General features: G+C 52.3%; 11 protein-coding genes and 3 tRNA genes. 6 read left to right on the top strand and 8 right to left on the bottom strand.

Features of this window, described 5'->3' with window-relative positions; translation table 11 throughout:
* Positions 1 to 57: 57 nt before the first annotated feature.
* From rlmM to RFN81_RS04045, 4 genes are all read right to left on the bottom strand, one after another.
* On the bottom strand, positions 58 to 1,158 hold the full coding sequence (gene rlmM / locus RFN81_RS04060) for a 23S rRNA (cytidine(2498)-2'-O)-methyltransferase RlmM (protein WP_264497898.1): 1,101 nt from the start codon (positions 1,156 to 1,158) through the stop codon (positions 58 to 60).
* Positions 1,151 to 1,546, bottom strand: a complete 396-nt coding sequence (locus RFN81_RS04055; RefSeq protein WP_264497897.1) for a DUF423 domain-containing protein — start codon at positions 1,544 to 1,546, stop codon at positions 1,151 to 1,153. Before RFN81_RS04055 ends, rlmM begins: the two co-directional genes overlap by 8 nt.
* Before the next feature lie 121 nt (positions 1,547 to 1,667).
* Positions 1,668 to 2,609 carry a transcriptional regulator GcvA gene (locus RFN81_RS04050; RefSeq protein WP_264497896.1) on the bottom strand — a complete coding sequence of 314 codons (942 nt, stop codon included), beginning with the start codon at positions 2,607 to 2,609 and terminating at the stop codon, positions 1,668 to 1,670.
* 521 nt (positions 2,610 to 3,130) lie between these two features.
* Positions 3,131 to 3,352 carry a YgdI/YgdR family lipoprotein gene (locus tag RFN81_RS04045; RefSeq protein WP_264497895.1) on the bottom strand — a complete coding sequence of 74 codons (222 nt, stop codon included), beginning with the start codon at positions 3,350 to 3,352 and terminating at the stop codon, positions 3,131 to 3,133.
* A gap of 183 nt (positions 3,353 to 3,535) precedes the next feature.
* On the opposite strand from RFN81_RS04045, the gene csdA reads away from it, so the two are divergent.
* On the top strand, positions 3,536 to 4,741 hold the full coding sequence (csdA, locus tag RFN81_RS04040) for a cysteine desulfurase CsdA (RefSeq protein WP_264497894.1): 1,206 nt from the start codon (positions 3,536 to 3,538) through the stop codon (positions 4,739 to 4,741).
* 11 nt (positions 4,742 to 4,752) lie between these two features.
* Entirely contained in the window at positions 4,753 to 5,208 is a 456-nt protein-coding gene (csdE, locus tag RFN81_RS04035) for a cysteine desulfurase sulfur acceptor subunit CsdE (RefSeq protein WP_264497893.1), read from the top strand.
* On the opposite strand, the gene tcdA is transcribed toward csdE, so the two are convergent.
* The 3 genes from tcdA to mltA all read right to left on the bottom strand — a co-directional run bounded on the left by tcdA (position 5,205) and on the right by mltA (position 9,557).
* Positions 5,205 to 6,035, bottom strand: a complete 831-nt coding sequence (tcdA, locus tag RFN81_RS04030; protein WP_264497892.1) for a tRNA cyclic N6-threonylcarbamoyladenosine(37) synthase TcdA — start codon at positions 6,033 to 6,035, stop codon at positions 5,205 to 5,207. The two genes, csdE and tcdA, sit on opposite strands and share 4 nt — an antisense overlap.
* A gap of 108 nt (positions 6,036 to 6,143) precedes the next feature.
* Complete coding sequence (locus RFN81_RS04025) at positions 6,144 to 8,402, bottom strand: molybdopterin-dependent oxidoreductase (RefSeq protein WP_264497891.1); 2,259 nt, start codon at positions 8,400 to 8,402, stop codon at positions 6,144 to 6,146.
* Between the two features lie 18 nt (positions 8,403 to 8,420).
* Positions 8,421 to 9,557 carry a murein transglycosylase A gene (gene mltA, locus RFN81_RS04020; RefSeq protein WP_264497890.1) on the bottom strand — a complete coding sequence of 379 codons (1,137 nt, stop codon included), beginning with the start codon at positions 9,555 to 9,557 and terminating at the stop codon, positions 8,421 to 8,423.
* A gap of 267 nt (positions 9,558 to 9,824) precedes the next feature.
* Between mltA and RFN81_RS04015 the strand changes: the two genes are divergently transcribed.
* The 3 genes from RFN81_RS04015 to RFN81_RS04005 all read left to right on the top strand — a co-directional run bounded on the left by RFN81_RS04015 (position 9,825) and on the right by RFN81_RS04005 (position 10,151).
* Positions 9,825 to 9,901 (top strand) — tRNA-Met (locus RFN81_RS04015).
* Positions 9,902 to 9,949: 48 nt separating this feature from the next.
* Positions 9,950 to 10,026 (top strand) — tRNA-Met (locus RFN81_RS04010).
* Positions 10,027 to 10,074: 48 nt separating this feature from the next.
* Positions 10,075 to 10,151, top strand: a tRNA-Met gene (locus RFN81_RS04005).
* A 140-nt stretch (positions 10,152 to 10,291) separates the two neighbouring features.
* On the opposite strand, the gene amiC is transcribed toward RFN81_RS04005, so the two are convergent.
* A complete protein-coding gene (amiC, locus tag RFN81_RS04000; RefSeq protein WP_264497889.1) occupies positions 10,292 to 11,533 on the bottom strand; it encodes an N-acetylmuramoyl-L-alanine amidase AmiC in 1,242 nt (413 codons plus the stop codon).
* Between the two features lie 277 nt (positions 11,534 to 11,810).
* On the opposite strand from amiC, the gene argA reads away from it, so the two are divergent.
* Positions 11,811 to 13,136: an amino-acid N-acetyltransferase gene (gene argA, locus RFN81_RS03995; protein ID WP_264497888.1), complete on the top strand. Its 1,326-nt coding sequence runs from the start codon at positions 11,811 to 11,813 to the stop codon at positions 13,134 to 13,136.
* Positions 13,137 to 13,189 lie beyond the last annotated feature (53 nt).

Below are 13,189 nucleotides of genomic sequence, written 5' to 3'. Positions count from 1 at the left end.
GCGGCAGGATGAAGCGGTATGCGCCCCAGATAATGTCAGGCGCGCACCAGCGGAATATTACCGTTCGTCACGACGGCCAGGCACCGCGCTCCAAAAGCGGCGCGCATGCACGGTAATCTCTTCACGATCGTGGTACAAATGCTTAGCGTGTACCTCGGCATTAATACCCGCATCACTTAGGCGTTCACGCAGCAATGCCAGATTTTGCGACACCTCTTCATAACGTTTTTTCATCGGTAGCTTCAAATTGAAAATAGCCTCACGGCACCACCCTTTCACCAACCAGTCGCTCATTAAACTCGCCACCTTCGCCGGTTTTTCCACCATATCGCATACCACCCAGTACACGTTATTACGCGGGGGTTCGAAACGGAAACCATCTGCCTGATGGTGCATAACCTGCCCGGTATCCATTAGGCTTGGGGCCATGGGGCCATTATCAACCGCATAAACCATCATACTGCGTTTAACCAACTGATAGGTCCACCCGCCGGGGCACGCTCCCAAATCAACGGCATACATGCCACTGCTCAAACGCTCATCCCACTCATCCGCAGGAATAAAAACGTGAAACGCCTCTTCCAATTTCAGTGTCGAACGGCTTGGCGCATCAGAAGGGAATTTGAGTCGTGGAATACCCATATAAAACGGCGAGTTGTTGTTGCTATGCGAGTAGCCGACATAGCAGCAACCTGGGGCGATAAATAACACATGCAGCACCGGACGAGCGGCATTTTCATGGCCCAGCAGAATGTTATGTTCACGCAACGCCGCGCGCAGCGGAACGGTGAATTTACGACAGAACTTCATCAGTTCTTTGCTTTCGTTGGTATCCGGTACTTCAACGCGCAATGCTCCAGCACGCTCAATGGCGCCGGACAACATGCCGACAATTGGCGTAATACGATCGTCTGGTGATAAGTTGCGTAGTAGTTCTCCACTCACAAACATCTGACGAGCAAAAATCAGTTCATGAAAGGGTAGCGTTTTCACCAGACGCTCAGCGTCTTCGTGCTGATAACATTCGAACACAACGTAACCGCTATTTTCTTTTACCCGCGCGAAGCCAAACGCATTATGCTCCGTGGCTTTGGACGTGATTTCCGCTGCGCACTCCTTCTCAAATCCGGGACGGCAATACAAAATAATGTTATTCATGGCGTTCAGCCTTTTTCTTCAGACGCAGTGCGCCAATCAATAATAATATCCATCCCACGAGAAAAAAGGTTCCGCCGATGGGCGTGACATAAACCCACAATTTCAGATGAGAAAGCGCTAGGCAGTACAAACTTCCACTGAAGAGTACCGTTCCCAGCGCCAGAAAAACGCTACTCCAGTAAAACCACATATTGGTTCGCCGTTGCATCGCCATCGCGAGCGCCAGAATCGCTAAGGTGTGGAACGCCTGATATTCCAGGCCGGTACGCAGCCAGGCCAGTTCCGTAACACCCAGCGTTTTGCTCAAAACATGGGAGCCGAACGCACCCAGAGCGACAAATGTAAAACCGCCGATCGCGGCAAATACCAGCATGAAACGACTATTCATCGTTATTACCTATACGTTATTACCTATAAATGAGGTTGCTGACAAAGACCGCCGTTTTCATTTTGCAAATAGGCCTGTCATCAGCCTGAAACGTAGTTATCTACGTGAGTTATTCGGTTAATCAGCCAGCAACACAGCCTCCGCGCGGACCATTGTCATAGCGAAAACGAAATTTCTCTTGCTCGCTGGCTGCCCGCGCCAAAATCCAGTGGCGAAAGGCGGCTATTTTACCCAGTTCTGCCTGGCTGTCATGACATACCAGATAAAACGCATTCCGGCTGACCAGCACATCGTTAAACGGGCATACTAGTCGTCCGGCCTCGATTTCCGTTTGCGCCATGACATTATTCGCTAATGCGACACCCTGCCCATGAATCGCCGCCTGCAATACCATGGCGCTGTGGCTGAAAATCGGCCCTTGCTGTACATTAATCTGCACGCCTAGCTGACGCGTATAAGACAGCCAGTCACGCCGCGACGCATCGTGCAGGAGCGTATGATACGCTAAATCACCCGGCGTCTTTAACGGGCGTTCCCCGGTCAGCAATGCGGGTGAGCAGACAGGTAAAAGATATTCCGCGTACAATTTCTCCACCCGTAATCCCGGCCAGTTTCCCCTTCCATAGAAAATTGCGACGTCCACATCATCCGCAAGCCGATCTTCGTCACGATCCACGGCCTGGATACGCACATCGATCCCCGGATAGTCGGCGTTAAAGCTGGAGAGGCGCGGTACCAGCCAATGAATAGCAAAACTTGGCAGTAGGCTAACCGTTAATGCGCCTTTGGCGCTACGGGATTGCAGTTTTCGAGTCGCATCATTCAATGATGAAAAAATTTCTTTTATATCAAGATAATAACTTTGCCCTTCTTCCGTCAGTAATAGAGAGCGATTACGTCGGCGGAATAATTTAAGCCCTAAGAAATCTTCCAGAGATTTAATCTGGTGGCTAACGGCGGCCTGCGTAACAAACAGTTCTTCTGCCGCTTTGGTAAAGCTCAAGTGGCGTGCTGCCGCATCAAAAACGCGTAATGCATTGAGCGGAGGGAGACGTTTTGACATGAATGAAATCTTTTTGGTTTACGCCAACTCAGCGAGCTATCGGGCACATTTGTCCCCCACAACACTTAACATGCAGAGAAGGATTTAGAGAAAAAGCCTCGTCGTTCGGTCACCTGCGCGTGTGAGGGAATCGCTCACACGCTACTGTGATGTAACGAAAGATAACGGGTACAACGATTAGTTTTTGTAATCCGAGACATTATAATTTGTCCGTTGAGGATGTACCAGCAAATACCTATAGTAGCGCAACTTCCTGGGCCGGAACGAAAAGTACGTAGGGGTAACCTGAGGTGCTTTTGGCTTGTGGTTGTGATGTTGTGTTTGCTATTTTTTTGTCTGTGGTTTGCAGATGCGGTAGCAAGTCTACCCTATTCACTTCCTGTACATTTACCCTGTCTGTCCAAAGTGATTTTATGTGGCACCGCAATTGCGGTGCTTTTTTTTGCCCACCCTATTCTTGCAATGAGACAAAAAAGCCAGCGTTGGGCACTGGCTTATCAACCTGCATTAACGTTGTGCCACTACTTCGCTTCAACCATCTCCCGCACATTATCGCGGCTAATCTGCTGTTTCTGCCCATAAGCGTCGGTGTAGCTAATCATGCCAGTATCGCTATCTACTTTGGGTTTGCCATCGGAGATGATGGTGCGTCCATCATTGGTGTGTAAAACATAATTGCTCGAACAGGCAGCCAGAGAAAATGCCATCACTACTGCGGCAAAAATAGAGATTTTATTCTTCATAATTAGCCCTCATCAACGTTAAGTTTTATCCAATTAACTTAATTCATCAGGATATCCTGAAAACTCACATGTTAAAGCGTAGCAACAGTTGGTTTTTTTGCCATAAAATCGCGCTAGGTATCGTCCTAAACTTGTCTCCCCCGACAAAATGGGACAGGATCGGCTCGACAACAGAGGATGCTCATGACACCGTTTAACCCAGAGGCATTTCGCCAACAGTTCCCCGCGCTGCTGCATCCAACCGTGTATCTAGATAGCGCGGCGACCGCACTGAAACCCCAGCCCGTTATTAATGCGGTGCAACAGTTTTATGAAAGCCAAAGTGGTACGGTACACCGCAGCCAGCATCGTGGCGCACAGGCGCTAACGCAACGTTTTGAAGGCACCCGTGAACAGGTCGCCGCGTTACTACATGCTGACAATCCGCGTTCTATTGTTTGGACCAGAGGCACGACGGAGGCCATTAATCTGGTCGCGCAGAGCTACGCTCGCCCTCGCCTTCAACCGGGTGATGAGATTATCGTTAGCGAAGCGGAACATCACGCTAACCTCATTCCATGGTTGATAGTGGCACAGCAAACCGGCGCGCGCGTGATAAAGTTACCGCTAGGCGCAGACTTCTTACCGGATGTTGAGCAGCTTGCCACATTAATCACGCCTAAAACTCGCCTGCTGGCGCTAGGCCAGATGTCAAATGTGACAGGGGGTCAGCCCGATCTTGCGCGCGCGGTAACGCTGGCTCACCGCTCTGGCGCCGTGGTGGTGATAGACGGTGCACAGGGCATCGTCCATCGTCCGCCCGATGTACAGGGGCTGGATATCGATTTCTACGCATTTTCCGCGCACAAACTCTATGCGCCCACCGGGATTGGCGTGCTGTATGGCAAAACGGCATTACTAGAAAGTATGATCCCGTGGCAAGGCGGGGGGAAAATGATGGCGCACGTGTCCTTTGACGGTTTTAAACCGCAGGCAATTCCGCAAAGATTTGAAGCGGGAACGCCACATATCGCTGGTGTACTTGGCCTGTCAGCGGCGTTGGACTGGTTAACGACACTAGATTGGCCTGCCGCGGAACAGCACTGTCAGCGGTTGGCGCAGCTTGCCGAAACACAATTGGCACAGTTTCCCGGCTTTCGCAGTTTCCGCGCCCCGAATGCCAGCATCCTGGCTTTTGACGTTGCCGGAATACACCATAGCGATCTGGTCACGCTGCTTGCCGAAAGCGGCATCGCCCTGCGCGCCGGGCATCATTGCGCGCAGCCACTCATGGACGCACTCGGTGTCAGTGGGACGCTTCGCGCCTCGTTTGCCCCCTATAATAACCAACAAGATGTTGCTGCCTTGATCGCCGCCGTGGGCAACGCACTTGAAATACTGCTCGACTGAATGATTCGCCGATGATTAAACCAACTGAGATTCCTCATTCTTTTAGCCATACCATTTCCCTTGCCGAGCTCTTGGCGCGCTTCGATAACTGTCGGGCATGGGAGGAGCGCTATCGTCAGCTCGTCTTGCTCGCCAAATCACTGCCTACGCTGCCCGATGAGCTAAAAACCGAAGATGTCTCGCTATCCGGCTGTGAAAATCGCGTTTGGCTAGGCTATCAACGTCAGGAAGACGGAAAGCTACATTTTTACGGCGATAGCGATGGACGCATCGTCCGGGGGCTGCTGGCGATACTATTCATGACTATTGAAGGGAAAACGGCAGAAGCGCTATTACAGGAGGATCCATTAGCGCTATTTGATCGCCTGGGACTACGCGCTGAACTCAGCGCCTCGCGTTCCAGCGGGCTGGCGGCGCTGGCCGCCAGAATCAAAGATATTGCCCAGCGGGAGGCCGCCACAGACTAGTTGTCAGACGGCTTCGGCGTCGCAGAGACTCTCGCATTTTTCGCCATCATCTTTTTCAATGCATGAGAGACTGCGACAAAGCCAAACGTTGCGGTGACCATCGTCGCCGCGCCAAAACCTGACGCACAGTCCATCCGCAATACACCATCAGCCGTGCTGCGAGACGCGCAGACGGAGCCATCAGGCTGAGGATAAACCAGCGGTTCACTGGAAAATACGCAGTCGATGCCCAGCTTCCCCTTGCTATTTTTCACTACGTTAAAATCGTGCTTTAGCCGCTCACGTAACTTGGCAGCCAGCGGATCCTGAATGGTTTTGGCGAGATCGACCACCTCAATGCGGGTTGGATCGATCTGCCCCCCCGCGCCCCCCGTTGTCACCACCGGGATCTTATAGCGACGGCAGTAGGAGAGTAACGCCGCCTTTGGGCGCACGCTGTCGATAGCGTCAATCACATAGCTAAAGTCCTGGTCGAGCAGTTCCGCCACGTTATCCGCGCTAATGAAATCATCCACACAGGTAACATTACATTCCGGGTTAATCGCCAAAATACGTTCGGCCATCACGGCCGTTTTCGGTTGCCCGGTATGGTGACGTAAGGCATGAATCTGGCGGTTGGTATTACTCACGCACACATCATCCATATCAATCAGCGTGATCGCGCCAATACCGGTACGCGCCAGCGCCTCGGCAGCCCAGGAGCCCACGCCGCCAATACCAATCACACAAACGTGAGCCTGAGAAAACAGCGCCAGCGCCTGTTGACCATATAGCCGCGCGGTGCCGCCGAAGCGTTGCAAATAAGCTTCGGATAATTGCGTATTCATCAAATATCCCTCTGGAGCCCTCACCCAATACGGGCGAGGAGCGGTCAATCAACCTTCGAAAACAAAAGCACAGGAGAATAACACAGCGAAAAGCGGCCCAGAATAGCGCTAAACCTGTACGACATCCACCAGGCAGCTCATGGCATTCGGCCCCTGCGTCAGCGGCGACGTCCCGATATCTAACGTAAGCACATTCGCATTGCCTGATTGCTCAACCGGATGCCACGTTTTCTGACCGAATCCGGGTTCAAACCAGGCGCCGGTAGACATGATCACCACGCCCGGCGTAACGCCGTCGGTAATCTGTACACCAGCCAGAATACGACCGCGCGCATTTCTGACCTCTACCAGTGAACGATCGGCGATATCCCGCGCGGCAGCATCCTGCGGGTGCATATACAGCGTCTCTTTGCCAGCGGTCTTATTCGCGGCCACCTGCGGCGTGACGCCCAGTTGGCTGTGCAAGCGGTCAGATGGCTGAATGGAAATAAAGTGCAGCGGCCATTGCTCCGCGCTTTTAGCCCCCAGCCATTCAACGGGTGGCCGCCACTCAGGATGCGGCGCAAAATCGTCATAGCCATAGCTGGCAATGGCGGAGCTAAACAGTTCAATTTTACCGCTTGGCGTACTCAAGGCATGCTGCTGCGGATCGCGGCGGAAATCCTCAAAGAACACAAACGGCTTTTCATCCATCGGGATTTCTACATACCCCTGCCGCCAGAAATCCTCAAAAGATGGCCAGCTATCAATGGCATCCCGTTGCCTTGAACGGCATTCGTCATAAAGATGTTCCAACCACTGCCGCTCGCTGCGGTTTTGTGTGAACACATCCTTATAGCCCAGCCGTTCTGCCAGCTCGCTGAAAATATCCACGTCATTACGTGCCTGATGCTGCGGTGTAATTGCCTGATGCATGGCGAAGATAAAGCGATCGCGGGACGATCCGCCAATATCATTACGCTCCAGCGTGGTGGTTACGGGCAGCACAATATCCGCCATCTGCGCCGCTGGGGTCCAAACGATATCTTGCACAATTATCGTATCCGGCTTACGCCAGCCGTCCACTAGCCGGTTCAACTGCTGGTGATGGTGGAACGGATTCCCCCCTGCCCAGTGAATAAGATGAATCTCAGGGTAAGTCTGGATTTTCCCCTGAAAGGTATAAGGCGTTCCTGGATGTAAAAGCATATCGGCAATACGCGCGACGGGGATCGACCGCCCTGCATTGGGAGTAGACGGCGAAGCTGGCGCAGGCGTCGAAATCCGTTCATTACCGACGCCGTTCATCGAACCGTGGCCGAAGGAAAATCCGCCGCCCGGTAAGCCCACTTGTCCCAGCATTGACGACAGTGCAATCATCATCCAGTACGGTTGCTCACCGCGATGGGCACGCTGCACGGAGTAAGAACAGGTGATAAAGCTGCGCACGCCTATCAGTTGCTGCGCCAGACGCCGGATACGATCGGCCGGAATGCCCGTAATCGCACTGGCCCATTCAGGCGTCTTCGCCACACCATCGCCGTACCCCCGTAGATAGTGCTGCAATTGTTCGTAGCCGACGCAGTAGCGTTGCAGGAAATCCTTATCGTCGGCGTCCAAACGCTGAATCTCATAGCCTAGCGCCAGCATCAGAGCGACATCGGTATTCGGCCGAATGGGTATCCACTCGGCATTCACAAATTCAGGACAATCGTCTCGCATCGGGCTGATGTTAATAACGGGAATGCCTTTCTCCACCAGTTTTTCCAAGGCAGGTTTAAGCGTATGGTGCCCGGCACCACCGGAAGCAATCTGCGCATTTTTCAACGCAAGACCGCCAAACGCGAGGAAAATATCACAGTGCTCGGCGACGCTGCGCCATTCTGTCACCTTGCCCGTCAGCGGATGAAATGTACCAATGACGTAAGGCAAGAAGAACTGCGCCGCGCCCCAACTGTAATTGCCTTGTTGATCGACCGCGCCACCGCCGGAGAAATAGAAACGTCGCACCTGAGAACGCGCATGGTGATAACGCCCAGCTGAGGACCAACCGTAGGAACCGGCAAAAATGCCGTCTGCGCCGTAGCGATCGCGGATACGGCGATTCTCCTGAGCAACCAGATCGAGCGCCACGTCCCAGTCCACTTCAACAAAATCTTCCCGCCCACGTAGCGTTCTATCGCTGTTTTCGCGTTTCTGAAGCCAGGAACGCCGCACCGATGGCCGACGGATACGTCGCTCGGAATACACCAACGGCACAATAGAATCGAGCATGGCAGATGGCGCTGGATCGGCGGCAAACGGTTCGCAGCGGATCAGCCGGCCATCTTCAACAACCGCGGTAAACGCGCCCCAGTGCGCAAGATGTGGATAACGTTTAATCGCCATGACAACCTCAAGGAAGAATTAATTTTTTTGATAATTAACTAGCAGCGAGGAGCCAGAGCCGTTCGCCGTACTATTTTGAGCGTTCTTCAACACCCATACGCGGCCGTAATGGTTATAGAATCCCGCCGAATGCCCCGCATCCGGGCCGATCCCCTGATACATATCGAAGTGTTGACCTTTAATCGCTCCACCGACATCCAACGCCACCATCAAACGCATTTCATACTTACCGGTAAACTTGCCTGCGTTATCCAACAGCGGTATCTCCATTAACAGGGCAGTACCAGCCGGGATCAACGAACGGTCAGAGGCGACGGAGGCTTTCGCTACCAGCGGCACAGCGCTAGCCCCCTTGACCGGGGCAGACGGCATTGGCTTGAAAAAGACAAAAGAGGGGTTCTGCTCGAACAGTTCACGCACCTCATACTCGGTGTGCTGAGCCGCCCACTGACGAATGGCCTGCATTGACATCTCTTCACGCGGCACTTCACCACGATCGATCAGCACTTTACCAATACTGCGATAAGGATGACCATTTTTACCCGCGTAGCCAAAGAACGTTAACGGTTGACCATCACCGAAATCAATATAGGCGCTGCCCTGTACTTCCATCATAAAATTGTCGACTAGCGAATTAGTCCAGGCGAGAACCAGGCGCTCATTCAGCGCACCGGCATAAATACTGGCGCGATCGGGCAGACGGCGGCTTTTCTTACTTTTTGGCGGCATGGCGTATAAAGGATAGCGGAACTCGCCCTGGCGGGTATGACGCGCCTGCAATACCGGCGTGTAGTAACCCGTGAATTGCACATTACCAAAATTGTCGACGCCTTCCATCTGCCAGGCGCTCAACCCAAACTGGCTTAGCTTACGCGTATCCGCACCTGCCACCATCCAATTTTCTATCGCCTGAAAAGTTTTATCATTACGAGCATAGAGCGTCGGTGATGCTGACCGGATCTCAGCGACCTGAGTCATAAAGTCCCGTGCGTTGACCGGTTTTCCTTTGGCATTAGGTTCATTGACCAGTTCCAGAGGCTGTTTGAGGTGGCCATCTTTATACTGCTGACCGCGATCGGTTGGCCCAGATTGACATCCGACCAGAATGGCGATGACCGCCGCGATCGGCACATATTTCCCCCACCGTCCCTTCATTTTCGCACTCACCTTTTACATCTAAAAATTCACCGTCGAACGATAACAAACCGCCATTGAGAAAGGAATGGGCCGAGAAATAAATCCAAAACTCAAGCCTGTGTCGTCCTGTTTGTAATGGCACTAACGCCAGGTAGTGCATTGCCCTGGTTCGGTCACAAAATCAGCCATCAGGATGAAGATCAATCACTTGACGGCAAAAAACGCTGCTTTTTTCAGAAATAGGTTGCATCAACGTTCATGGAGAGTATAGTGCGCATCCACGGACGCGGGGTGGAGCAGCCTGGTAGCTCGTCGGGCTCATAACCCGAAGGTCGTCGGTTCAAATCCGGCCCCCGCAACCAATTGATGTGAGTCATCCATCAATAGCAGTGAAGAAGAGACAGTACGGACGCGGGGTGGAGCAGCCTGGTAGCTCGTCGGGCTCATAACCCGAAGGTCGTCGGTTCAAATCCGGCCCCCGCAACCAATTGATGTAAGTCGTTCATCAACAGCAGTGAAGAAGAGACAGTACGGACGCGGGGTGGAGCAGCCTGGTAGCTCGTCGGGCTCATAACCCGAAGGTCGTCGGTTCAAATCCGGCCCCCGCAACCAATTAATACGCCAAAGTAAGCACCTTAATAGGTGCTTTTTTTTTGCGCCATTTCCCCTCGGTACATTTTCTGCCCGCGCTCCGCGTTTGGTTGCGTGCGTCCGCAGATATGCCATCAACCACATAGCCAGCGAAATATCGACTAACGTCCGGTCTGGCTGGCAAAATAGGCTTTAATTCCGGCAAAAATGGATTCGGCAATTTGCTGCTGGAAATGGCTGGTGCGTAGCTTACGCTCTTCTTCCAGATTACTGATAAATGCCGTTTCAACCAGCACTGAAGGGATGTCCGGCGCTTTCAATACCGCAAAGCCTGCCTGATCGACACTGTTTTTATGCAGACGATTCACTTTGCCCAATCGGGTCAGAATCTCTTTACCGAACTTCAAACTATCGCTAATAGTCACGGTCTGTACGAGATCAAACATCGTATGATCCAGATAACGATCGCCGCTCAAGCTCACTCCCCCGATCAAATCCGATTCATTCTGCGTTTCAGCGAGAAACCTGGCGGCAGTACTGGTGGCGCCTTTCTTTGACAACGCAAACACCGACGATCCCCTCGCCGATCGATTGGTAAATGCATCCGCATGAATCGAAATGAACAAATCGGCACGCTGCTTACGCGCTTTCGCTACCCGCACGCGTAGTGGAATAAAGACGTCTTCATTACGCGTCATATACGCTTTCATGTTGGATTCATTATCGATTAGCTTACGCAGACGGCGAGCGATTTGTAGCACGATGTCTTTCTCGCGAGTTTTGTTCTTACCGATTGCGCCGGGATCCTCTCCGCCGTGGCCGGGATCGAGCATAATAATCAGCGGACGATCCCGCCCTACTTTGCCCGCTTTCGGCGCCTCAGCCGGCAGTGAACGCTCCAGTTCGCCTTTGTTATAATCTTCCAATAGCGCCAGCAGCGGATCGTCTTCGTTATCGTAACGTCCAGCAACAGGATACAAATCCAACACTAGCCGATGTTTGAATCCAGCTACCGGCCCCAGCGTAAACACTTTTGTCGTTGTCGGTTGCTTAAGCTCCAACACCAGGCGTACCGTATTCTTATCGAACTGCCCAATGCGCGCTGCCTTAATCAATGGATCGTTATCCGGCTGTAACTGATTGGCGATATTCTTTAACACGCTATTGAGGCGAATATTTTCCATATCGACCACGATGCGCTCAGGGTGACTGAGGCTGAACTGTTTATATTTCAGCGGAAGATTGGATTCCAGCGCGACGCGGGTGTAGGAGGAAGCCGGCCAGACGCGCACGGCAATGACATGAGTGGTGGCAGCCACACCGACACCACTCACGCTTAATAGCCAGGTGGCCACTGCACTTTGTAATAGACGTCTTCGGGTCAGAGGATTCGAATGAGACATGTCACTCCGATCTGATTGCTGTACGTTATCCGGCATTATTCAATAGCTAATGCATTGGATAGGCCATCAAAGGATAAAAAACAAGAAATTGCCGAAAACTTTAACCAATTGGCTTCGTGCTGTCATGCAAAAATCATCAACAAGCCTTATAACAGGCGAACCGAATGAATTTAGCACAGTATCGTGGTTTTCCTGACGATGACTTCCTCTTGCCTTTTATTAAATAAAGAATAAAAATACAGAAATTACGAATAAAAATGCAGAGAGAGGGTTAACAGTGAAGGAACGCAGTACAGAACTGGTTCAGGGCTTCCGCCATTCAGTTCCCTATATCAATGCCCATCGCGGCAAGACATTTGTCATCATGTTAGGTGGCGAAGCCATTGAACATGCAAACTTCTCTAGCATCGTCAATGATATTGGGTTGCTACACAGTTTGGGCATTAAACTGGTCGTCGTCTATGGCGCACGCCCCCAGATCGACGCCAACCTGACTATGCATCACCAAGAACCTCACTATCATAAAAACACTCGCATTACCGACAGCGCCACGCTGGAACTGGTAAAACAAGCCGCAGGCATGTTGCAATTGGACATCACCGCTCGACTATCGATGAGCCTGAACAATACGCCGCTGCAAGGTGCTCACATCAATGTCGTTAGCGGCAATTTTATTATCGCGCAACCGCTTGGCGTCGATGATGGAGTAGATTACTGTCACAGCGGTCGCATTCGTCGCATCGACGAAGAGGCCATTCACCGCCAGTTGAATAGTGGCGCAATCGTCTTGCTTGGCCCGGTAGCGGTCTCAGTCACAGGCGAAAGTTTCAATCTCACCTCAGAAGAGGTCGCAACCCAGCTCGCGATTAAGTTGAAGGCAGAAAAAATGATCGGCTTCTGCTCTTCACAGGGTGTGACTAACGAAGATGGCAACATCATTTCCGAGCTGTTTCCCGATGAAGCGCAAAAGCGGATCGACGCGCTGGAACGTGCGGGTGACTACCACTCTGGTACGGTTAGATTTTTGCGCGGGGCGGTCAAAGCCTGTCGTAGCGGCGTACGCCGTAGCCATCTGATCAGTTATCAGGATGACGGCGCGCTACTACAAGAGCTGTTCTCCCGCGACGGAATCGGTACGCAAATTGTTATGGAAAGTGCTGAACAAGTACGCCGTGCGACGATTAACGATATCGGCGGCATTCTGGAGCTTATTCGTCCGCTAGAAGAACAGGGTATCCTGGTGAGGCGCTCACGTGAGCAGCTAGAAATGGAGATCGACAAATTTACCATCGTGGTACGCGATAACCTCACCATCGCCTGCGCCGCGCTATATCCCTTCCCGGAAGAAAGTATCGGCGAAATGGCTTGCGTCGCGGTTCACCCGGATTACCGCAGCTCGGCACGCGGCGATATGCTGTTGCAACGCATTGCCGCTCAGGCACGCCAGCAAGGCTTGCAAAAGCTCTTTGTGCTAACGACACACAGCATTCATTGGTTCCAGGAGCGCGGTTTTTTACCGGCCGATGTGGAAATGCTACCGAAGAAGAAAAAGGCGCTGTACAACTATCACCGCCGCTCGAAGATTCTGGTGATGGATCTCTGAAGGATGCTTGTTATTGCCGCGTCGGGTGGTCGACGTAACATCGGCCACCCTTT

This window comes from Pectobacterium cacticida (assembly GCF_036885195.1).
GTDB lineage: Bacteria > Pseudomonadota > Gammaproteobacteria > Enterobacterales > Enterobacteriaceae > Pectobacterium > Pectobacterium cacticida.
Note: the sequence above shows the minus strand (reverse complement) of the source record. Positions and strands in the feature narration are given on the sequence as shown.